The organism is Euhalothece natronophila Z-M001 (assembly GCF_007904085.1).
GTDB classification, from domain to species: Bacteria; Cyanobacteriota; Cyanobacteriia; order Cyanobacteriales; family Rubidibacteraceae; genus Halothece; species Halothece natronophila.
This window is the reverse complement of sequence record NZ_CP042326.1, coordinates 1,440,540-1,462,671: the sequence shown is the minus strand read 5'-3', so window position 1 is coordinate 1,462,671 and position 22,132 is coordinate 1,440,540. Positions and strand designations below refer to the sequence as shown.

General features: G+C 40.7%; 17 protein-coding genes and 1 pseudogene. 7 read left to right on the top strand and 11 right to left on the bottom strand.

Going from position 1 to position 22,132, the window contains the following annotated elements:
* The first annotated feature begins 24 nt into the window (after positions 1–24).
* Positions 25–1,158 (top strand): CO2 hydration protein, encoded by a 1,134-nt coding sequence (locus FRE64_RS07020; protein ID WP_146295306.1) that lies wholly within the window; start codon positions 25–27, stop codon positions 1,156–1,158.
* Here FRE64_RS07020 and FRE64_RS07015 read toward each other — a convergent pair.
* Positions 1,155–3,617 (bottom strand): DNA gyrase/topoisomerase IV subunit A, encoded by a 2,463-nt coding sequence (locus FRE64_RS07015; RefSeq protein WP_146295305.1) that lies wholly within the window; start codon positions 3,615–3,617, stop codon positions 1,155–1,157. The genes FRE64_RS07020 and FRE64_RS07015 overlap by 4 nt on opposite strands.
* 33 nt (positions 3,618–3,650) lie before the next feature.
* Positions 3,651–4,529: a tetratricopeptide repeat protein gene (locus FRE64_RS07010; protein WP_146295304.1), complete on the bottom strand. Its 879-nt coding sequence runs from the start codon at positions 4,527–4,529 to the stop codon at positions 3,651–3,653.
* 63 nt (positions 4,530–4,592) lie between these two features.
* Here FRE64_RS07010 and FRE64_RS07005 point away from each other — a divergent pair, with 63 nt between their 5' ends.
* Entirely contained in the window at positions 4,593–5,069 is a 477-nt protein-coding gene (locus FRE64_RS07005; RefSeq protein WP_146295303.1) for a CRR6 family NdhI maturation factor, read from the top strand.
* Here the strand turns inward: FRE64_RS07005 and FRE64_RS07000 are convergent.
* Together FRE64_RS07000 and FRE64_RS06995 are read right to left on the bottom strand one after the other, a co-directional pair.
* Complete coding sequence (locus tag FRE64_RS07000; RefSeq protein ID WP_146295302.1) at positions 5,057–7,876, bottom strand: CBS domain-containing protein; 2,820 nt, start codon at positions 7,874–7,876, stop codon at positions 5,057–5,059. The genes FRE64_RS07005 and FRE64_RS07000 overlap by 13 nt on opposite strands.
* Positions 7,877–8,070: 194 nt before the next feature.
* Positions 8,071–8,613: a peroxiredoxin gene (locus FRE64_RS06995; protein WP_146295301.1), complete on the bottom strand. Its 543-nt coding sequence runs from the start codon at positions 8,611–8,613 to the stop codon at positions 8,071–8,073.
* Positions 8,614–8,755: 142 nt separating this feature from the next.
* On the opposite strand from FRE64_RS06995, the gene FRE64_RS06990 reads away from it, so the two are divergent.
* The 4 genes from FRE64_RS06990 (at position 8,756) to FRE64_RS06975 (ending at position 12,450) form a co-directional block, all read left to right on the top strand.
* A complete protein-coding gene (locus FRE64_RS06990) occupies positions 8,756–9,553 on the top strand; it encodes a YdcF family protein (RefSeq protein ID WP_146295300.1) in 798 nt (265 codons plus the stop codon).
* A gap of 117 nt (positions 9,554–9,670) precedes the next feature.
* Positions 9,671–10,381: a methyltransferase domain-containing protein gene (locus tag FRE64_RS06985; protein ID WP_146295299.1), complete on the top strand. Its 711-nt coding sequence runs from the start codon at positions 9,671–9,673 to the stop codon at positions 10,379–10,381.
* Between the two features lie 15 nt (positions 10,382–10,396).
* Positions 10,397–11,323: an oxygen-dependent tRNA uridine(34) hydroxylase TrhO gene (gene trhO, locus FRE64_RS06980; protein ID WP_146295298.1), complete on the top strand. Its 927-nt coding sequence runs from the start codon at positions 10,397–10,399 to the stop codon at positions 11,321–11,323.
* A gap of 398 nt (positions 11,324–11,721) precedes the next feature.
* A complete protein-coding gene (locus tag FRE64_RS06975; protein WP_146295297.1) occupies positions 11,722–12,450 on the top strand; it encodes a 2-phosphosulfolactate phosphatase family protein in 729 nt (242 codons plus the stop codon).
* Between the two features lie 17 nt (positions 12,451–12,467).
* Here FRE64_RS06975 and FRE64_RS06970 read toward each other — a convergent pair.
* A pseudogene (locus tag FRE64_RS06970) lies at positions 12,468–13,855 on the bottom strand (AAA-like domain-containing protein).
* A gap of 6 nt (positions 13,856–13,861) precedes the next feature.
* Positions 13,862–15,199: an AAA-like domain-containing protein gene (locus FRE64_RS06960; protein WP_146295294.1), complete on the bottom strand. Its 1,338-nt coding sequence runs from the start codon at positions 15,197–15,199 to the stop codon at positions 13,862–13,864.
* A gap of 219 nt (positions 15,200–15,418) precedes the next feature.
* Between FRE64_RS06960 and FRE64_RS06955 the strand changes: the two genes are divergently transcribed.
* Positions 15,419–15,991, top strand: coding sequence for an RNA polymerase sigma factor (locus FRE64_RS06955; protein WP_186709004.1), 573 nt, complete (start codon positions 15,419–15,421; stop codon positions 15,989–15,991).
* Here the strand turns inward: FRE64_RS06955 and FRE64_RS06950 are convergent.
* From FRE64_RS06950 to FRE64_RS06930, 5 genes are all read right to left on the bottom strand, one after another.
* Positions 15,974–17,686: a diflavin flavoprotein gene (locus FRE64_RS06950; RefSeq protein WP_146295292.1), complete on the bottom strand. Its 1,713-nt coding sequence runs from the start codon at positions 17,684–17,686 to the stop codon at positions 15,974–15,976. The two genes, FRE64_RS06955 and FRE64_RS06950, sit on opposite strands and share 18 nt — an antisense overlap.
* 135 nt (positions 17,687–17,821) lie before the next feature.
* On the bottom strand, positions 17,822–18,991 hold the full coding sequence (gene sat, locus FRE64_RS06945; protein WP_146295291.1) for a sulfate adenylyltransferase: 1,170 nt from the start codon (positions 18,989–18,991) through the stop codon (positions 17,822–17,824).
* A gap of 117 nt (positions 18,992–19,108) precedes the next feature.
* Positions 19,109–20,020, bottom strand: a complete 912-nt coding sequence (locus tag FRE64_RS06940; RefSeq protein WP_146295290.1) for an RluA family pseudouridine synthase — start codon at positions 20,018–20,020, stop codon at positions 19,109–19,111.
* Positions 20,017–21,579: an alanine/glycine:cation symporter family protein gene (locus tag FRE64_RS06935; RefSeq protein WP_146295289.1), complete on the bottom strand. Its 1,563-nt coding sequence runs from the start codon at positions 21,577–21,579 to the stop codon at positions 20,017–20,019. The genes FRE64_RS06940 and FRE64_RS06935 overlap by 4 nt, the downstream gene beginning before the upstream one ends.
* 139 nt (positions 21,580–21,718) lie before the next feature.
* The gene (locus FRE64_RS06930; RefSeq protein ID WP_222597874.1) at positions 21,719–22,087 is read right to left on the bottom strand and encodes a hypothetical protein; all 369 of its coding nucleotides are present in this window, start codon (positions 22,085–22,087) and stop codon (positions 21,719–21,721) included.
* Between the last annotated feature and the right edge of the window lie 45 nt (positions 22,088–22,132).

The following is a 22,132-nucleotide window of genomic DNA, read 5'->3' as shown; positions in this document are numbered from 1 at the left end:
CAAATAACAAAGGACAATTTTATTATGGTTACTACACAGTTTGAACCGTCTCAACATCGTCTTGCTGAAGACATTTACCGTTTAGAAGCAGGAGAAGCACTATTAAAAGATTCCCCCGAAAACTTAATTGAAGTAGTGGGGATTTTAAAGAGTTATGGTGTTGTTTTAGATGCCTATGCCAAGAACTTAAAATATATTGCGGAACATCAGTTCTTAGTTTTTTTCAATTTCTTTAAGTATTTTAATGGGGAAGTAACTCCTAAAAAACTATTGCGCCACTGGTGGCATGATCGCATTAATTATGAATATGCTGAATATGTCATGCGAGTGATGATGTGGCATGGGGGTGGCGGTTTAGATGACTATTTAGACTCGCCAGAATTTAAAAAAATTGCTGATCAACTAATTCGAGAAAAGTTTAAGTTTAATCCCCTAATGTTCGGTTTTCATGTTGTTTTTGAAGACTTTTTGACCGAGCATATGCGTCAAATGGCTTATTATAAAGGTCTGGGAGATTTTTGGACGATCATGAGTAAAATCTTTTTAGAACTCAGCGATCGCTACTTAAACGGCGAAATTAAAAATGTCCCCGATGTTGTCCAACATATTCAAGATGGGTTAGTTGCTGATGCCAATTTCCCCATTACTTACAGTGTTACCTTACGGGGTAAAACCTATGATCTGATTCCCGAGTCAGCAGGGTTAACTTTCCTTCCAGATACAGCAGTTCCCTATGTGGAATCCATTTTCTTCCGTGGGACTCCCTTCCCCGGATTAGTTTCCTATAATGCCCAAGCCTATCAAATTCCGGTCCAACAAGAGGAGTTTGGTTATGGAGCGTTACACGCAGATGTGGTTGCCACTGGAACGGCTGGTGTTCCCCCAACCTTATTGATGCAGGATATGAGACATTTTCTCCCTGACTATTTAACAGAATTTTATCAGCAATGGGGACGAGGAGAAGGAGACTTATTAGTTAAAATTTGTCAGAGTTTCCAAAAGTCGATGTTTTGTGTTACGACGGCGGCAGTGCGAGGGCTTGCCCCTCATCCCTTTGATACCACTGATATTGAGGAAAAACGGGCTAATCGCCGTTATTTAGAACAATGGATGGATCGGATGTTAAAAACTCGCTTACAAATTGCAAATGCGAGTTAGGCGAGATGAAGGGGAATGAGTTGGGTAATCTTCTCTTCTCCCTTTAATTGCACCACGCGATCGCCGACACCATCTTTTCCCCAAAAGGGGACATCTTTAATATTCAGGGTAAAGACTCGCCCTTGATTACTGACTAACTTAACCATCTGTTTTTCTGGTTGTCCTGGAAGCATTCCCGAAACGCGATCGCTGCTATTTATAAATTGCAGTCCCTGTGTGCCAATATCACCACGGCTTCCCCGTCTCAGTGCATTAACAGGGATTCTTTTTCCATAGCCTAATTCTGAAACCACTAAAATAGAATCTTCCGATGAGAGGGAAACACATCCCACAGGCTGTTCATTTTGCCGTAAACGGGTGGCAAGATTACCTTGGGCGCTGCGTCCCATGGGGGGAACTTGAATTTCATCAATTTTAAATCGCAAAATTCGTCCTGCAGAAGTTGCCAGTAATAAGTCTTCTTCTTCTCTGGCTAAACATAAATCGACAACGCGATCGCGCTCTTTTAATTTCAGCAATGTTAGCCCCCGATTGCCAATATTTGCCACTTCTGACGCTGACAACCGTTTAATCCGCCCTTGTTGTGTTAACAGAATTAAATCTTGTTGTGGTAAATAGCCATAATGGAGACAAGATTCTTCACTTTTACTGCCAATTCCTTGTAAAACTTTCTTTAATGGCGTTTTCTGCTGATAAACAGCACTGACACTGTCTTTTTTGACAGCATAGGCTTTCCCTGAATCGGTAATGGCAATTAAGGGGGATTCCGTTTTTAATTGATCGCGAAATACCACAAAATCTTTGCTTTTACTTCCCTTTTCTTCCGTCGGCTGTTCACACCAGTAAATTTTCTCTTGTTGGGTAATTTCGATTAACGCTGAGTCTGAAGGTTGATCCGTAACTTTGACAGGAGTTGCTGTTTGCTTTTTCCCAGTTTTTTCTTTTGATTTTGACGCAACTTTCGTTTCTGTCACAAGGCGAGTGCGTCGCTCATTACCATAACGCCGTTTTAAGCCCCGTAATTCTTTTTTCAGAGATTTTAATAACTCCTTACGATCTCCTAAAAGCGTTTCTAACTTTTCAATTTCTCCCTGTAACTCATTCACTTCCGCCTCTAATTTTTGTCGCTCTAACCCCGTTAAACGGCGCATGGGCATGGCTAAAATGGAATCCCCTTGCTGATCACTAATACCTAATTGCACCTGTAACTGTGCCTTCGCGGTACTACCATCAGGGGCATTTCTGAGAATATCAATCACTGCATCTAGATGATTAAGCGCCGTTAATAAGCCTTCTGCCAGGTGTAAGCGTTTTCTTGCCACCTCTAACTGGTGGGTATATTGACGAGTGAGAGTTTCCTCTCGAAAGCGGAGAAAATTCTCTAATAATCCCCTTAAAGACAGTTGACAGGGGGCATTATCCACTAAAGCGAGAAGAATTGTCCCAAAATTGGATTGTAGAGCCGTCTGATGATAGAGTTGCCCCAATACCTCATCGGAAGAAGCATCCCGTTTTAACTCAATGACAACACGCACGCCAGCGCGATCGCTCTCATCCCGTATATCAGCAATGCCCTCAATGCGTCCCCCATTCACTAACTCGGCAACTTTTTCAATCCAACTTGCCTTATTCACTTGGTAGGGAAACTCAGTCACTACTAGGGCGGTACGATGACGACGGCGGTAATGCAACTGTTCTACTTTTACCACTCCTCGCACCCGAACTGTACCGCGCCCTGTGCGATAGGCTTCTTTCACTCCCTCTAAATCAATAATTTCGCCACCAGTAGGAAAATCAGGGGCTGGAATTAACTCCCATAACTTTTCATCGGGTAACTCAGGCTTATCAATGAGGGCAATTAACCCATCCACCACTTCCCCTAGATTATGAGGCGGAATATTCGTTGCCATCCCCACAGCAATTCCTGAACAGCCATTGAGAAGCAGCACTGGCAATTGTGCTGGTAACACCACAGGTTCTTGTTGGGAATTATCAAAGTTACCCACAAAATCCACCGTTGCTTCCCCAATGTTATTGAGGAGGGCTTCAGTGGCGAGGGGGGCAAGTCGGGTTTCGGTGTAACGCATGGCAGCAGGAGGATCATTATCCAGAGAGCCAAAATTGCCATGTCCTGCTAACAGTGGATAACGAGTGGCAAATTCCTGTACCATCCGCACCAGCGCATCATACACCGCTTGATCCCCGTGAGGATGATATTTCCCTAGAACATCCCCAACCACGCGAGCGCATTTCCGAAAGGGACGATCTGGGGTTAACCCTAGCTCATGCATTGCATATAAAATCCGTCGATGAACAGGTTTTAAGCCATCACGAACATCGGGTAAGGCTCGCCCCACAATGACGCTCATCGCATATTCTAAATACGATTGTTGCATTTCCGAGTGGAGGGCTGTGGGAATAATTTGATTACCGCCCGTAAGATTTAACTGTTTTGCCATGCCTAGTACCTATTGCTGTTAGAGAGACTTTAACTACTCTGGATCAGGTGGGGTAATTTGTAAACGAGTGAGGGTTTCTTCCATGGGGGGAGATAGGAAAAACTCTGCTGCATCAGTGAGTAATTTTTCTCCCCAAAGGTTTTCTTCTAGAAAGTCAAGAGTACCATAACGTTCATCTTGCTGTAAGGCTTCTTCTCCTAAAGAATGAGCTTCTTGTTCTCTTCCTTGTTGATACAGCGCCACAGCAATAGCGAGTTTAGGTTCGGCAAACTCATCTGTAATTTCCATGGCAGTTTCCCAGTCGGCAATGGCTTGTTCCACATCTCCTTGTTCATAGCGAATTAAGCCAATATTATTAATGGCTGGCCAAAATCCTGCTTCTAACTCAAATGCCTCTTCATAAGCCGCGATCGCGCTATCATAGTCATCTAGTTGGAAATAAGCATTACCGAGATCAAAAAGAGCTTCGGGAGAGTTTGGTTCAATCTCTAAGCCTGCTTGTAATTCTGCTACTGCTTGCTCATAGTCTCCTTGACGAAAATAAGCCGAGCCAAGGGTAAATAACACTCTTGACTCATCTGGGGCAAGTTCATGGGCTTTTTTAAGAGCAGTAATTGCCTCTTCAGGATTATCGTTTCTTACTTGTAAACTGCCTAAAATAAACCAAGGTTCATAAACTTCTGGCGCAAGTTGGGTTGCCACTTTTACCCGTGCTAAGGCAGCATCAAATTGTTGGAAGCGAACCAGTTGCGCCGCATCTTGAGCTAACCGAACTCCCTGTTCTTCTAAACTTTCAAAGTTTGGTTCTAAAGTATGTGGCAGTAAGGCTTGGGAATAAGAGGGGGGAATTGTCGCACCCCAAATTCCTGCACAAGCTAGTAATGAAATAAACAAATTCTGTTTTAAGCCCATAAAATTCCCTGTTTTAGTCAATCTTGTCCTAATATAATTCAACAATAACGAGCTTTTTTAACAATGACCATTACCATCAAATTAACTAAAGATAGCATTGATCAGCTTGATTTATCACCATTACAGCGTGAATTAGAGCCAATTTTAACGCAAGGAAACCTAACCGAATTTGAACAACAATTCCAATTCCAGTTTGATTATCCCCGAGAGGAGAGTGATCCTCGCGAGTGGTCAGAAGTTCCTGAAGTTCGTCTCTGGTTTTTACGCCTAGACACGGTTTATCCTTGGTTTATCTTCTTTCTTGACTGGCGCAATGGGGAATTAGCTCGTTATACTGCTATGTTAGTTCCTCACCAGTTTAGTCGGGCTGAAGGCATCCAATTTAATCCTGAAGCCCTAGAATTGTTCGTGATGCGTAAGGTATTTATTTTATATGACTGGTTAAAAACGCAAGAGGTGTCTGGCTATGGGCGGATTACTGCTTTTAGTCAAATGTTAGGCTATGACGTGGATGAATCTTTTTTTAATCAGCTTTCGTAAATTGAGCTTAAAAACTGCTTTCCCTCTTCCTTAGTTTGAATTACCCCATTCAGGGTTTCCTCTAATACACTTTCTAGCATCTCCCGATATTGGGGACCGGGTTTATACCCCCATGCCTTAAGATCATTCCCATTTACTGGAGCCTTCACCTGCGACCAATGGTTAATATAGTGCCAAATTCGTTTTCTAACAAGAGGAGAACAACGCACTGCCAATAAAACTAACATCGGCAGTTTATAAGAACTTAAATGCTTTACAAGAGTGTAAGGATGATATCCCTCGCGAAATAAAGTTTTCTCAATGGGAATTTGCACCTGATTAGGGGGTAAATTCAATAATTCTCCCCGTTTCTGTCGTAAAGTTTCGTAGAGATCATGTTTCTCCTGAGAAGAAAGAGAGAGGGATAATTTTTTCTCTACCTCCTCTTCTCTCGCTGCCAACTGTTCTAAGCGTTTAATACTGTCATGGGGAAGTTCTAACTGTTGAGCAACCATCACCCTTTGTTCTGGTAAAGAAGCAATCATCACCTCTAAGCGCATTTGCCAATGGGTTAGGGTATGATTAGGATCAAATCGTCTTAAACAGCGTCCTAAAAATCGTAATTGCCACCATAACTGACGATCTAAGCTCAGTTTAGGATGCAGACACTTTAACGCATTGAGAGCCGATAACTTTTTAAGAGCTGGTTGCCAATAGCTTGCCTCTAGAATGTATTTAAGTTCTCCTTTGAGGCGAGTTTGCAAAGCGGGGGCTTTACGATTTTCAGCGCGAGAGCGATCATAAGCCCCACTGGCAATGGCATAGCGAATATAGTCTTCTGTTTGCGCTTCCACTTCAAAACCAAGACGCACCGCAAAACGCACCGCCCGATAAATGCGAGTGGGATCTTCAATAAAACTATTAGCATGTAACACCCGAATTAGCCCTGATCTTAAATCGAGTAATCCTCCAAAAAAGTCAAGAAGTTCCCCGCTTTTCGGTGAAGTTAAGCGAATGGCAAGGGCATTAATGGTAAAGTCACGGCGGTATAAATCTTGACGAATAGAACTCGCTTCTACTTCTGGGTTGGCTGCAGGATAGGGATAAAACTCGGTTCTCGCGGTGGCAATATCAATCCATAATGAGTCTAGTTCAGGATCATTATGCCAGAGCAAAGCTGCCGTTTGAAATTCCCCATGGACTTCCAGACGCGCGGATGGATAATCAGCTTGTAAGGCTTTCGCAAGTTCTACTCCTGCGCCCACTTCTGCAACCCGATGGAAGCCATCAACCACTAAATCAATATCTTGCAGAAAAATTTCTGAGTCTGTTTGCTGGGGGTTGGCAAGGAGAATATCTCGTACTGCACCACCAACCAGGTAAAGATGCCACCCTCGTTTTTGTGCTTCAGTAGCGGCAAAGGAGAGTAATTTCCATAGTTCGGGGCGCAGTCGCTGCTTAAAATTGGGAAGTAGGCAAGCGGAAACTAAAGACTGATGATCTTGATCTTTATTCTCGGTTCCCCGTTCTTGATGCAATTGGCGTAAAACATCGGTACGGGTGACAATGCCAAGTAGTTGATGATTCTCTAAAACTGGTAATCTGCCTACGTCATAGGTGACCATTAAGTCTTCAATGTCAGGTAAAACCGTATCAGTAGTAATCGTTTTAAGATTCCGCGTCATATATCCTTTAACTGGGGCATGACCAAAACCATGATGTAAGGCGAGGTCAAGATCCCGACGCGAAATAATTCCCACTAATTCTTGATTTTCATCAACCACTGATAACCCCGAATGTCCATAACGGAGGAGAATGCGTTGGGCTTCATCAATGGTAGTATCAGGAAGGATGGTGCGAACCGGAGAAGACATTAGTTCCCTTGCTGTGGGAGGGTGGGGAATTTTTGATTTGAGGGTTTCTATGAGTTCAGTGAGAATTTCTTGAGGGTGATCAGTTTTTAAGTTTGCCGAAGCCGCTTGCTTATGCCCGCCACCGCCATAGGGCACTAAAATTTCATTAAGATCAATTGTAGGAATACTGCAACGGGCAATCAGACTCGCTCGATGTTCATTACTGTGAAAATAACTATGAACCAGTAAAAGGGCATCAGCTTCAATGACTTCAATTAACCGTTCGGTGACACTGGATAAACCCGGAACAAATTTTTCTCCACTGAGAAATACCCACCCTAAAGTATAACCCTGTATTGTTTCAGTCTGGACGGTGTCTAGGGCTTCTGAGAAAAGTGTTTGTAGCTGAGGGGAAAGACTGGGTTCCCCATGCTCCGCAATGAGACTAATATTGGCTCCTTGTTCCATTAACCAGGCTAAAGCCTTGGCATCGCGGGAGGTACTTTGAGGAAAAGTAAGTGATCCTGTATCGGCATGAATCCCTAATGCCATCACAGTGGCTTCGATCGCGCTTAAACTTGCCTCATTTGCCCTTAATTCTTCTACTACTAGGGTGCAAGTTGCCCCAACGTTATCAATTTGGGTAATTGTTGCGGGAATATCCCCTTCTAAGGGGTGATGATCATAGAGCAGAATATTTTTGAGTTGGGGAAGATCAAACCAACTTTGAGCTTTACCTAACCGCTGACGGTGTTGGGTATCAACAACAATTAAGGTTTCAATATCTTCAGGATGAACACTGCGCTGTTCAATGACAGCTAACTCATCCCGATGTAAGGCGAGAAAGGATTTTACTCCTGGATGTGCTCCACCTGTTAAAACAAATTTTGACCCTGTATGGAGGCGAGTTAACCCCACTGCTGCCCCTAAAGCGTCAAAGTCAGCAGTTTGATGGCACAAAATTAGGGTAAGCATAACAAAAGGGGAGTCAGGTTTTATAGTGATTCCAAATAAAAAACAGCAACCTAAAAGTAGTGGGAGCATCTTGCTCCCTAGTAGCAGCCAAGATGGCTGCACTACGGAACTGAATTGGAACGACTATACCAGCATTGTAGCTAATTAGAAACCTGATCCCCTTTCTAGGAAAAGAGGAAATTGGTTAAGCAAAACTAACTTTTTGACCCTTTGAGATAAGCTAGCATGGTATCAGCATCAGAAACTTCAAAGGGATCAGTGGGGCAGTTATCCTGATAATCTGGCTCAATGAACATTTTTTCAATTTTACAATCGTTAACCACCATCGAATAACGCCAAGAGCGCATTCCAAAGCCAAGATTTTCTTTTTCTACAAGCATTCCCATTTTACGGGTAAAATCTCCATTGCCATCGGGAAGCATAAATACTTTTTCTGCTCCTTGTTTTTTCGCCCACTGGAACATAACAAAGGCATCATTCACGGAGAGACAAATTATCTCATCAATTCCCTGAGCGCGGATTTCATCATATAATTCTTCATAACGAGGCAAGTGAGTAGAAGAACAAGTAGGAGTAAATGCTCCAGGCAGAGCAAATAAAACTATTCGTTTGCCACCAAAAATCTCTTGAGTCGTCCGATCTTGCCAGCGAAATGGATTTTCTCCTCCAACAGATTCATCACGGACACGAGTCCGAAATACGACATCAGGAACCATTTGTTCAACAGCTACACTCATTAGACTTTAATCCTTTGTGATTTAACTTAACAATTGCTACTATATCGTGCTTAGACCTCTGATTAAAGAGCTTTGAAGCAGAATCTTTCTCTGGAGAGAGTCGTTTGGGGTTTGTCCTTCATAAACGAATAACGAATTAAATATGTTTCTCTTTTTTTCTAAACTACTTCCGCTTTTTGTTTATCCGCTAGGGTTGGCAAGTATTCTGTTATTAGTGGGGTTAATTATTGCTTGGAAACGTCCTTATTTTGCTCTATTTCCGATGGGGATTGCTTTAGGGGTACTTTTAATTTTTAGTAATGCTTGGGTGAGTTCTGGGTTAACTCAATCTTTAGAATGGCAACATATTTCTAATGAGAATGAGAAATTACCCGAAGCAGAGGCAATTATTTTATTAGGAGGATCAACTCAAGCTCCCATTCCTCCGCGGAATACTGTGGAAATAACAGGAGCAGGCGATCGCGTTTTATATGCAGCTCACCTTTATAAGCAAGGAAAAGCCCCTCTCATCATTGCAACAGGCGGACGCATTTCTTGGTTAGGCAATGATACTCCTGAAGCAACAAATATGAAACAGTTACTGGTAGAAATCGGAGTGCCAGCTTCGGCAGTAATTGAAGAACCGCAAGCCCTCAATACCCATGATAATGCGGTTTACACTCAAGAAATTTTAGAGGAAAAAGGGATTAAGCAATGTTTGTTAGTGACTTCGGCTTCTCATATGCCACGGTCAGTTTTAACCTTTAAAAAACAGGAGATTGATATTATTCCAGCTCCCACTGATTTTTCTATTACTAGGCAACATTGGCAACAACTACAAAGTACCCCCCAAGCCACTTTATTAAATTCTCTCCCTGATGCTGATCATCTTGAACAAAGCACCCGAGTGCTCAAAGAATATCTTGGCATTTTTGTTTATTGGCTACGAGGATGGATTTAAGAGCGCATTCTCTAATAAACTACCTCGTACGGCGCAAAGGAACGCGCGAGTTGTAGTCGTCGGATTCACAGCCCTTCTGCTAAAAGTATTATGTAGGATTAAAGTATTAAAAATAGTATGATACACGTGGGCGATCAAATTAACGCAGACAATGCTAACTGGTCATTTAGTGGTGATCTAACTAAACACTTTGATCAGCATATAGAAAAATCTATCCCATTTTATAATGCTTCCCACGAACTAGGGGTCAGTATTTCTGATTTTTTCCTTGATGATAGTTCAGTTTGCTATGATTTGGGCTGTTCTACAGGAAAATTACTTACTCTGTTAGCGCAACACCATCAAGCTAAGCGAATACAATTTATTGGCATTGATGTGGAAACAGAGATGGTTCAATATGCACAAAAAAGTTGTCAAAACTTTTCTAATGTGGAAATTCGAGAAGAAAATTTACTAGAGATAGAATTAGAAAAAGCAGATTTAATTTTTGCTTACTATACAATGCAGTTTATCAAACCAAAACATCGCCAGTTATTGTTTAATCGCATTTATCAATCTCTTAATTGGGGCGGTGGTTTTTTACTGTTTGAAAAAGTTCGCAGTCCAGATGCTCGCTTTCAGGATATGATGACCACCCTTTATAATGATTATAAACTAAATCAGGGATATTCTGGAGATGAAATTATCGCCAAGAGTCGTAGCTTAAAAGGGGTGTTAGAACCATTTTCGACAGCCGGGAATTTAGGCTTGTTAGAAAGAGCAGGGTTTGTTGATATTACAACGATAATGAAATATATTTGTTTTCAGGGATTTTTGGCGATTAAATAGAAGGAGGTATCAAGAATGCTTGTGGTTACGTTTTATAAATTTATTGAATTAGAGAATTTAGAAGAACTGCGCGATCGCGCTCTCAGTTTTTGCCAACAACAAAATCTAAAAGGAACCATTTTATTAGCATCAGAAGGAATTAATGCTACCCTTTCTGGAGAACAAGAAAACCTTGATAACTTTATTCACTTTTTGAAACAAGATCAGCGCTTTGCCGATATTCAGCCCAAATTTTCTGAAAGTGATAACCCCCCTTTTCATCGCATGAAAGTTAAAATCAAGCCAGAAATTGTCACCATGGGAGTTGAAGAAATTAATCCCAAAATTACCACAGGACAACATATTGATCCCGAAACATGGAATAAATTAATTACTGATCCCGAAGTGTTAGTGATTGATACTCGTAATGAATATGAATATAAAGTGGGAACATTTCAAAATGCGATTTCTCCTAAAACAGATCATTTTCGTGAGTTTCCTGAATTTGTGGAAGAAAATCTTGATCCCAAACAACACAAAAAAATTGCCATGTTTTGCACAGGCGGAATCCGTTGTGAAAAAGCTAGTGCTTACTTAAAAGAACAAGGATTTGAAGAAGTCTATCAACTCAACGGCGGCATATTAAATTATTTAGATAGCATTTCTCCTGAAGAATCGTTATGGCAAGGAGAGTGTTTTGTTTTTGATCATCGTGTTGCCGTAAATGAGAATTTAGAAAAGGGAAACCATGAAATTTGTTACGGCTGTCGTCATCCCTTATCTCCAGAAGATCGTAAATCAGAGAAATATCAGCCTGGGGTTTCTTGTCCTTATTGCTATGATCAATTAACTAAGGAACAGCGCGATCGTTTTGCCGAACGTTGGCGACAAGAACAAATTGCTAGACAGCGTCAACAAAAGCACGTTGGTGCAGAAATGCCACAACAATCTTATAATTTTTAATTAAGAACCATGGTGAAAACGGCATCCTCGTTATACTAAAAAGACTTTTATCTTTGGATTACCACCACGATTAAATCCCTAAAGGAAAAACCATTTTATGAACTTTAAGGTATGGGAAGCCTAGATAAGAGCCTATATGGGAATCTCCCGTTATAATCTTTGATTTAACGGGATGGGGTTCAATTGGTTAACCCGTAAAGCCGACAAGGATAAAAGCAATGCCACCTAATAATGCCAGAATGCTTAACACTAGCCCTGCATTAGGACTTCCTTTCCAAGAATAATTCTTTTCTTTATCGCTCATAGTTTGTTATACTTCTTTACAAAACTCTTAACTCTATGATGACATTTTCTGGTTAAATTGTCAGGGTGATGTTTGCCTAAAACTCCTAAGAACTGTGAAGCTATTTGTTTATGAGACCCCAGAAGCAACGCCAACCGATTATCTGCCTGATTGTGCAGTTGTAATTGATGTGCTAAGGGCAACAACGACCATTGCAACAGTCTTGGCTGCAGGGGCTGAAGCAGTGCAAGCCTTTAGTGATATTGAAGAATTAATGGATGTCAGTGCTAAATGGGAAACCAAACTGCGTTTGCGAGCCGGGGAAAGGGGAGGCGCAAAGGTAGAAGGGTGTGATTTAGGGAATTCTCCTCTAGACTGTACTTGTGAGTTGGTGAAAGGGAAACGATTTTTTCTCAGTACCACTAATGGCACTCGCGCCCTGCATCGAGTTGAAAACTCCTCGGTGGTACTGACAGCAGCATTTGTCAATGATCATTCTGTTATTGATTATTTGAAGCAGGAACAACCAGAAACTGTGTGGCTAGTGTGTTCAGGTTGGCAGGGGAGTTATTCCCTTGAGGATACAGCTTGCGCGGGGAAAATTGCTTCTCTCCTTTTACCACCTTTAAGTCATAAAATAGCGAAAAGTGTGGGGAATGATGAAGTGATTGGCGCGATCGCGCTATACTCACAATGGCAGGATAACCTGTTAGAGTTGTTTCATCTATCCAGTCATGGACAGCGCTTATTACGACTGGGACAAACCGAAGACCTTGCTTATTGCGCTCAACAAAATGTTTTAAAAGTGATTCCCACTCAAAAAGAGCCTAGTATTCTCGTGTGACATCCTCCCTCGACAAATCAAAGATTATGGTCTGTGAGATGTGGATTTAGTGGCGAGTTTTTCAAACGTTGGTCTTGATTTTCTTCTGGCATAGGGGGAAAAGCTTCCTCAATTGGTAAGCATTGTAAGCCAAACACTGATAAAAGTCCGAGTCCTCCAACTCCTAGCAATACCCATCGTCGTAAATGATTTCCTGAATTTATAGCTTTTAACTGATGTTTTGCCCATGCTTCTGTAAAAACAGCCCGGTAGATTTCATTTTTGATCACTAAGCGATTATTTTGGCATCGTACTAATCCTGATCTAAGTAAATACTTTTGTGCGCGATTGCATTCGGAATAAATTATATAACTGCGTTTTAATATTAATAAGTACCAAGATAGAATTTGTGTACTAGGAGGCGGAAAATTATAATCGTCTTTTTTTCTTAGTATTTGATGCCAAGTCTTCATTCTTTTGGAACCTGTGAAAGGATAACGAAACTGCCACAAAAGGCGATCGCGAATAGTCTTTAAATGTTCAGGACTGTCGGTTGATTCCCAATTAGTTAATATATCATTAAGAATGATTTGCCTAATTTTAACAGACTCACTTCCCTTTTTTATAGGTGCATTTTTAGTGATTAACCAGCATATTTTTTGAGTTAAGAAAGGTTGCCCCCCTGTCCATTTTAATATCTCCTTCATTACCGTGTGAGTATCTTCAACAAAATCAGTCAATCCTCTTTCTAATGGTTGGCACTCTCTTAGTTTAAAATCAGTTATCTCAATTGATTTACTGATATTAAAAAGTGTCGAATCAGCATTAATTATCAAATCTGATGTACTAACTACTCCAATAAAGACGAAACTTAAACGTGTTAATTTTTGATCTTTATTATGATAGCGACGATCATAAAAACTGCGAATTAATTGTAACCATTTATCCTTTTCAAAGGAAAGTGTTAAAAGACTATCAATTTCATCAAAAAAATTACAATAGGGGATCTAATTTGAACCAGAATCACTTTTTCTATTAATTCAATAAATTGCCTCTCTAAAGAAAATGATTCTCTATTTTGTTCCCACGCTAGGTAATTAGCTTCAGTGGGATCAATTTTAAGATTAACTTTGAGATTATGAAATAAGTCTTGATAAAAATTTTCTTTGCTGACTTCTTTGCCACAAATAGTACTCATGTCAATAGTACAACAAGCAAAATTTTGCTCATTCAATTGTGCTTTAATACGTTTCCTTAAACTTGATTTTCCCATCTGTCTAGCATTAAAAATATGACAATATTCCTGATTAAGTAGAGCATGGTAAAGATCAAAATCAGCTTGACGGGTTACATAGGTGGGAGAATTACTAGAAAGACTTCCTCCATCATATTTATATCGAAAGTCACTCTTATAATTATTAATCAAAATTACTTAACTCCAATAGCGACTAAAATACTGACGATATAACTCACAACGAGGTTTAACTCCACCTTCAGGAAGAATTTTTACTAGCCCCATTCTTTGTAGAAAATCGCTTTGGTGTGGTTTTAGCATTACTTTATTTGGAGATTTGATAACTTTTTTAAATAGGGCTTCTAGTTCTGAATTTTGCTCTAATTTAAGCCATAAATTACGTAAATGGGCTTGATAAATTCCCACATCAGTTGAAGCAGTGGAGATAATATCTAATAGTGTTTGTTTGGGATGAACACTAAGGTATTCAAGAGCAATAGTTAGTAAATAGGGATTATCATTAATGAGATGACGGAATTGAGTAACTGAATTTGAAGGTAATTGTTCAGGTTGAATACGGGGATAAGTTTTAATGACTTTTTCGACTTCATCTTCATTAAATTCCGATAACTCAACTACTGTTCCCAAATTAAATGGAGATCGGTTAATATCTTGGGAGGTATAAATATCAGTGGTATAGATAATCGCTAGACGGAAAAAGTCTCTCCAAACTGGATCTTCCTTTTCTAACCATGATCGTAGCATTTTAAAAAAGTTATCATTAATCTGTTGGTAAGGTAAAAGTAAATGGACATCATCGATACATAAAACTACTGGGTATTCTAATTTAGACAAAATATATTCCTCTAAATAACTGCTACATTGAACAATTGCCCCAAGACGTTTGGGTTTCCAGTAATTGTCAAGATCATAATTATAATTAAGTTTTTTCGTTATTTTTTCAGCTAACCAGCGAATTAAATCTTCAAGATTAGTTAAGCGTTCGTTTTCAATCTCTTTGAAGCTTAAATAAACAAAATTATATTTTTTTTCTTCTTTTAAGCGAGAAATTACTCGCTTGATCATGACAGTTTTACCAACTTGAGTTAAGCCTTTTAACCGTAAACAAATGTTTTGAACTATAGCATAATAACAAGTTTCTTCTTCTTGACGATAAATATAGTTGTTGTTATTTAATAAATTAAAAAATTGATGTCTTTGGCGAGGATAAAAACCACGAGATTCTAATTTAGCTTTTCCACCAGAATTATACCAATCTTGAAGGGCATTTTTTAAAGAACTGAGTTTAATATTTTCTCCTAGAGCTTCTGATAAGTCTTTCCAAAGAGCAGAGGCACAGTTACTAATATAGCTTCTATCATTGGTTCGCTTGGATTCTCGCGCAATTTGTTGATAACTTTTTCCTTCCCAACAACCACGGAGAAGTTCTTCTTCTATTTCGTTAATTCTTTCACCATTTGCAGTGTTATGGATCAGAAGATAGTTAATACAAGCAATTGCTGTTTCGATGTCCATTAATTGCCAGATTTAGAGTCACGCTAGTTTCTAGTATAGGGGATTTTATTCTTCTAAATCAAAAAAAAATAAGTGAACTTAAATGATTTTATGTGATTTTAAGTGAACTTCGATGAACTTAGGTGATTATTTCTTGAACTAAAGTCATCCAAAACCACTTTTCAAAAAAAATCAGAAGACTATGATTGTCTTCTAATGGTATGTAATTTTTTGATGATTATGGTTGCTTCGTCTCCCGTGAAATCTACAGCAAACTCTTATGAATCGGAACTATTAGCGCGTTTTTTTGCTGGTAATCAACAGGCTTATTGGCAATTATGGAAATTATATGAGGCAGAAATTTATCGCTATTGTTTGGTTTGGATGGAGAATAATGTGGAAGAAGCAGAAGATCTAAAACAAGAAATTATGTGTCAAGGCTTTTCTAAACTCAGTCAATATCGGGAACGATTAACCAGTTTAAGAAGTCTTTTCATGACCATGACGCGCAATCGTTGTCGAGATGTGTCCCGACGGAAACGGGCAATTCGTTACTTCACTTTAGAAGGGAATGAAAACTATCCCAATCAGCAACTATCTCCTGAGGAGGTGGCGGTACGAGAAGAAATACGAGAAAGTCTTGAAAGCGCGATCGCGCAGCTTCCCCCTTCCCAAAGCTATGTGATCCGACATTACTACTTAAAAGCCATTCCCCACGGTAAAATTGCGAAAGTTCTGAATATTAAACCGGCAACCTCTCGCAAACACGCAGAAAAAGGCTTAAAGAAATTACGGTTAATAATGACTACCTGAATTACGATGATGAACGGCGGTTACTTTTTCAGGATCTAATACCTTCCCAGCTTTGGCGACACCATACACTAACCAGTGATCGCCACATTCCATGCGATTTTCCACTTGTAATTCAATATAGGCGAGGGCTTGGGTTAAAATAGGACAACCATTTTCTGCTTCTTCCGTTTCAACATTGGCAAAACGATCTTCCCCTGGGGCATAATTTTTCATAAAATGCTTTTGTAATTGCTTTCCTTCAGGAAGGATATTTAGGACAAAAGGACTCCCAACATACATTAATGATTCGATCGCGCGTTCTTTTGCCACCGCTACCGTTAAACCTGGAGGGGAGAATGTTGCTTGCGATACCCAAGAGGCTAACATTCCATTTGCCAGTTCCCCTTTTTTCGCCGTTACCACACATAAGGCACCGACAACTCGCCCTAATGCTTGTTCTGTTCGCGCTGCCAGAGAATCACTGACACTTTGACGGGCAATTTGTTTCTTCTGTTTCCGTTTTACTTTTTGGGCAAAATCCGTTCCTGCTTCTTCACAGTATTTGAGGGTACTATCAGTGGGTTTAAATTTGACACGAATGGGATCAAAGCCAAAGCGATAACCAGCATCTTTAATTTTCTGTTCGAGGATATCAATGGCTTCTCCACTCCAACCATAAGAACCGAAAACCCCTGCTAACTGGCTGGTTTCTGCGGTAGAAAGAACAATCCCGAGGGCAGTTTGGACTTGTGTCGGTGCGTGTCCCCCTAATGTTGGCGATCCCATAATAAAGCCAGATGTTTTTTGTAGCACTGATTTAATGGTTTCTGGGTCAGTAAATTCGCAGTTAATGGATTCTATGGCAACTCCTGCTTTAGTCACTCCTCGCGCGATCGCGTTAGCAATGGTCGCCGTATTTCCATAAGCTGAGGCATAGAGTAAAGCCACTTTAACCCCCTGTTGCTGTTGTTGAGTAATCCATTCTTGATAGGCATTGGTTAACGCCTGTAAGCCATAACGCACAATGGGGCCATGACCAGTTCCATAAGTATTAGCTGATTTCCCTTTAAATCTCTCTAAAATCGTCCCCACTTGACTAGCATGAGGAGCCATTAGACAATCAAAATAGTAACGCCGATCTTCTTGATAAACCTGCCATCCTTCATCAAAAATCTGTTCCCCACACACATGCGCCCCAAATAACTTATCTGTAAACAGAATCTTGGTTTTAGGATCATAGGTGCAAAGCTGATCTGACCAGCGTGGCGTGGGAGTTAATAGAAATTCTAAATGATGACCATTCCCTAAATCGAGCGTTTCTTCCCCTTTAATCACCCGATAGTGAACTGCATTCTCTCCTAATAACTGATGCAGAGACATGGCTGCTGGATTAGAACAGACAATCGTTACATCAGGAACAAGTTTTAAGAAGGCTTTTAGAGTTTCCGCGCGATTGGGATTAACATGACCGAGAATGAGATAATCAATGCTAGCCAGAGAGATTCGTTGTTTTAGCGACTCTAAGAATATCTCAGTAAATGATTCCCCTGGGGGATCTAATAGGGCAGTTTTTTCTCCCTGAATTAAATAAGAATTAGCCGTTGTTCCCCGTTGTAGCCCATATTCAATTTCAAATTTTAAACGCTCCCAAGTGCGCGATCGATAGACGGTGGTTTCTGGTGCAATGGGAAGAACTTGTGTATCTCTCGGTTGCATATTAATAATAGAACTGATCGTTTGGCTTCATTTTAATCTAATCCCCCTATCATTCCCCCCTTATTAACTCTAGGGGGGATCAAATGACTAATGACTAATGACGAAGGACAAATGACCAATGACTAATGACTAATATTAATTAGCCTGCATCGCTTTCACTAACTCTTGGGCAACCTCAGGACGAGAAAACTCCTCTGGAGGCAGTTGTCCTTCCCGTAACATCGCCCGAACTTTTGTTCCTGATAAATGTAGTCTTTCTTCAGGGGTACTAGGACTGGTTTTTGTCGTTGCCATTTGCTTAGTGCGCTTGCAATAAAAGGCGTGTTCAAAGCGCATGGGAGTAATCCCTAAACTCTCAGGATCAAACTCATTGAAAATTTCTTGAGCATCATACGTGCCATAATAATCCCCAACGCCAGCATGATCGCGCCCGACAATGAAATGGGTGCAACCATAGTTTTTCCGCACTAAAGCATGGAAAATTGCCTCTCTGGGGCCAGCATATCGCATAGCCGCAGGATTAATCGCTAAAATGACCCGTTCTTGAGGGAAATAATTATTAATCATAATTTCGTAACAGCGCATCCGCACATCTGCTGGAATATCATCACTTTTGGTTGCGCCAACAAGGGGATGTAAAAATAAGCCATCTACCGTTTCTAAAGCACATTTTTGGATATATTCATGGGCGCGGTGAATGGGGTTACGAGTTTGAAAACCAACAATCGTTCTCCAACCTTTATCGCGGAACATGGCGCGAGATGCGGCAGGATCAACTTGATAGTTCGGAAAGAGAGGATGGGGTTTGCGTTCTAATAGCCAAACCGGCCCTGCTAGATTAATTGGCCCTTTTTGGTAAATGACGGCGACTCCGGGATGTTTTTCTTCATCGGTGCGATAAACATTCGTCGCTTCATGGGCTTTGTTATAGCGGTATTTTTGAGTTAGTTCTAACACGCCAATGAAATCCCCTTGGGGATCATCAAGGCGTACCCAACCCCCTTCCTTAAGCGGTTCGGCTTCTTCTTCCGTGACGGACAGGGTAACAGGAATTGACCAGGGTAAGCCATTCTCTAAGTGCATATCCGTAACTACCTGTTCATAGTCTTTTTGTTCCATGAAGCCACGGAGAGGACTAAACCCACCAATCGCAATCATTTCTAGGTCAGAGGTTGCCCGCCCGTCTAATTGTACTCGGGGAAGGGTGTCTGCTTGGGCTAGAAATTCTTTTTTTTCTGCTTCGTTAGCAATACAGTTAATTAATTCGCCCCCATGAGGCGCGATCGCGTCTAGTTGGTTACTCATAAAAGTAGTCTGTGAGAACTCAAATTTAATGTGTTGTTACAAGGTTTGATTTTATCGTAAAATCACGGGTTCAAAACCCCGCCAGTTAAGACAATCCAGCTTTGCTGATTTTTTGCCCTAATTCATAAGTTTAGTGAATTCAGGTGGTAACGGCGCGATCGCGCTGATTTTTTCTGCTGTCACAGGATGGGTTAATTCTAATTTTCTCGCGTGTAATATTTGTCCTGATAATTTCACTCCGTATAAGGACTTACCGCGACTATAAACGGGATCTCCCACAATGGGATGTCCCATGGCAGCACAATGGACACGAATTTGATGGGTGCGCCCAGTTTCTAAACGAAACCCCATTAAAGTATAGTTCCCTAATCGCTGTTCTACCCACCAATGGGTAATCGCATTTCTTCCCCCCTTCTCTACCACTGCCATTTTTTTACGATGGATAGGATGGCGACCAATGGGTAAGTTAATCACGCCAATCTCTTCTTTGGGAGAACCATGGACAATCCCCATATATTCGCGAATAGCGGTTTTTTCTTGAATTTGGGCTTGTAAACTTTGATGACTGAAATCAGTTTTAGCCACAACGATCGCGCCACTGGTATCTTTATCTAAGCGATGAACAATGCCAGGACGTTCCACTCCGCCAATCCCTGCTAAATGGTCACAGTGGGCGAGTAAAGCATTAACTAGAGTGCCAGTTTCATTCCCCGGTGCGGGATGAACAACTAACCCTGCTGGTTTATTGATAATAATTAATTGTTCGTCTTCATAGAGAACATCAAGAGGAATAAACTCTGGTTCTAAATTTAGAGGTTGTAAGGGAGGAAGAGAGACACAGATTTCTTCCCCACCTTGGACGGGAGATTTTTTATTCGTTACCACTACCCCATCAACAGTGATATTCCCCTGTTCAATGAGTTTTTGTAAGCGAGAACGAGATAAGTCTGGGAAGTGGGAGGCTAAAGCGCGATCGAGTCGTTGCTTTCCTTGTTGAATCGTTACTTGTCGATATTCCCAGTTATTCACTTTTTCGACTCGGTATATTCTTCAGCTTCTTCTGTGGTTTCAGTGGCTGAACTTTTTGCCATCGCTCGTTCTAAGCGCAGTTTTTCCATATACACTTTTAAATCATCTCCCACTTGACCTGCGAGTAAGAAACAACCAATTAAGTTGGGAACTGACATGGCAATCAGCATGATATCACTAAAGTCTAACACCGTTCCTAGTTCAATCACTGAGCCAAGAAAAACAAAGATAACAAATAAGAGTTTATAGAGAATAACGCTGTCTTCTCCAAAGATAAACATCCATGCTTGTTCTCCGTAGTAACTCCAAGAAACAATATTGGAGAAAGCAAATAAAATGACGGCAATGGCAAGAACAATGGGAAACCAATTGACGACTGTGCCAAAAGCAGCAGCAGTGAGTTGGATTCCTGTGGCTTCTCCCACGGCAAATCCTTTATAAACCCCAGTAATAACAATGGAAATAGCGGTTAAGTTACAGACAATCATGGTGTCAATAACTGGTTCTGTGGCAGCAATTAAGCCTTCTTGCACCGGTTGATCACTTTTAGTTGCTGAATGCGCGATCGCCGATGATCCAATCCCAGCGGCATTAGAAAACGCTGCGCGACGAAATCCTTGCACAATTACACCCACTAATCCTCCTTCAATAGCCCCAGGAGAAAACGCGCCTTCAAGAATGGTTCCGATCGCCTCTGGAATCAATTGCCAATTAGTACCAATAATCCACAGACAGCCCGTAATATAAAACAAGACCACGATGGGAACAAGGCGACTGGTAACGACACCAATGCGACTAATACCGCCGAGAATAACTGCGCCTACCAATAGCGCCATGATTATACCAAAAAACCAACTGCGCTCTGCGATAAAAGGTAAAACCCCTGCTAAGGCAGCATAAGACTGGTTTGCCTGAAACATATTCCCAGCCCCAAAGGTTCCTAGCACACAGAAAATTGCAAATAAGAAGCCCAACCCTGTGCCCAGAGAACCTAAGCCTAACTCTCCCAAACCATTAGCAAGATAATACATGGGGCCACCGGCAACGCTACCATCGGGCTTAACTTGGCGATATTTCTGTCCGAGGGTGGATTCTACAAACTTGGTGGACATTCCCAAAAAGCCCGCAATAATCATCCAAACAATTGCCCCTGGGCCACCCATTTGAATGGCAATAGCAGAACCTGCAATACTTCCTAAGCCAACAGTTGCAGAAAGGGCAGTAGAGGCAGCTTGAAATGGTGAAACTTCTCCCTCCTGTTCATCATCCTCATCACTACTATTTTGATTTTGATATTGTCCTGTGAGAACGGCTACTGCATGACTAAAACCGCGAATATTAATCAATCCCATGCGAATGGTGAAGTAAACGCCTCCCAAAATTAACCAGAGGACAATAATAGGAAAGCCAAATATGGGATAAAAGAAAATGGCTTTTAAGATCGTGACAATTTCAGCAAAAATGTTATCAATCTGGACTAAAATGTCCAGCCTTTCTGCTGCAGCAATAACAGAAGTATTTATGATATGTTGAACAGAACTTAGATATATACTCATCATTAATTTATTCTTAACGTTTATGTTATGGTCCTCGATTGAAGCTAATAATTAAGGCACTTGTCAATTCGCTCCTCGAGCGACCAATCTCATCTTAATGACAGGGATGATTGGAATAACTCTGGTTTTAGCTTGTCTCTCATTATCCCCCATGATTTGCTACTTGTCTATTTTCTATCATTTTCCAAGTACGATACCTTTGCAAAAACCACTTTAAGAACTTAAGCAATACTAATATTTTCTGTGATTTTTGCTGTAAATTTTCATACTGTTGACGGAATAGAAGACTCTGATATTCAGCTTGGCGTAAATTGAGAACCATTAAATTTAGAAAAAAGGGCGCTTGTTTTTCTAAATTTTCTAGGGTATCTGCTAAGTGAGTTAACTGTTTTTTCCATCTTATTATTTGCCACAGTAAATAACAATTAATGAGGCAAATAACAGTATTAAAAATTAGAACAAAGATAAGCATTCGTAAGTTTAAATCGGTATAAGTTCTAGAGATAACCAAGATAATTATCTCTTTTTCCCATAACCGATAACCTGTAAAAAATAA

What these genes read in the sequence shown, in the direction of transcription:
- FRE64_RS07020 (WP_146295306.1), top strand. Translation starts at nt 25, where the DNA reads ATGGTTACTACACAGTTTGAACCGTCTCAACATCGTCTTGCTGAAGAC.
- FRE64_RS07015 (WP_146295305.1), bottom strand. Translation starts at nt 3,617, where the DNA reads ATGGCAAAACAGTTAAATCTTACGGGCGGTAATCAAATTATTCCCACA.
- FRE64_RS07010 (WP_146295304.1), bottom strand. Translation starts at nt 4,529, where the DNA reads ATGGGCTTAAAACAGAATTTGTTTATTTCATTACTAGCTTGTGCAGGA.
- FRE64_RS07005 (WP_146295303.1), top strand. Translation starts at nt 4,593, where the DNA reads ATGACCATTACCATCAAATTAACTAAAGATAGCATTGATCAGCTTGAT.
- FRE64_RS07000 (WP_146295302.1), bottom strand. Translation starts at nt 7,876, where the DNA reads ATGCTTACCCTAATTTTGTGCCATCAAACTGCTGACTTTGACGCTTTA.
- FRE64_RS06995 (WP_146295301.1), bottom strand. Translation starts at nt 8,613, where the DNA reads ATGAGTGTAGCTGTTGAACAAATGGTTCCTGATGTCGTATTTCGGACT.
- FRE64_RS06990 (WP_146295300.1), top strand. Translation starts at nt 8,756, where the DNA reads ATGTTTCTCTTTTTTTCTAAACTACTTCCGCTTTTTGTTTATCCGCTA.
- FRE64_RS06985 (WP_146295299.1), top strand. Translation starts at nt 9,671, where the DNA reads ATGATACACGTGGGCGATCAAATTAACGCAGACAATGCTAACTGGTCA.
- trhO (WP_146295298.1), top strand. Translation starts at nt 10,397, where the DNA reads ATGCTTGTGGTTACGTTTTATAAATTTATTGAATTAGAGAATTTAGAA.
- FRE64_RS06960 (WP_146295294.1), bottom strand. Translation starts at nt 15,199, where the DNA reads ATGGACATCGAAACAGCAATTGCTTGTATTAACTATCTTCTGATCCAT.
- FRE64_RS06955 (WP_186709004.1), top strand. Translation starts at nt 15,419, where the DNA reads ATGGTTGCTTCGTCTCCCGTGAAATCTACAGCAAACTCTTATGAATCG.
- FRE64_RS06950 (WP_146295292.1), bottom strand. Translation starts at nt 17,686, where the DNA reads ATGCAACCGAGAGATACACAAGTTCTTCCCATTGCACCAGAAACCACC.
- sat (WP_146295291.1), bottom strand. Translation starts at nt 18,991, where the DNA reads ATGAGTAACCAACTAGACGCGATCGCGCCTCATGGGGGCGAATTAATT.
- FRE64_RS06935 (WP_146295289.1), bottom strand. Translation starts at nt 21,579, where the DNA reads ATGATGAGTATATATCTAAGTTCTGTTCAACATATCATAAATACTTCT.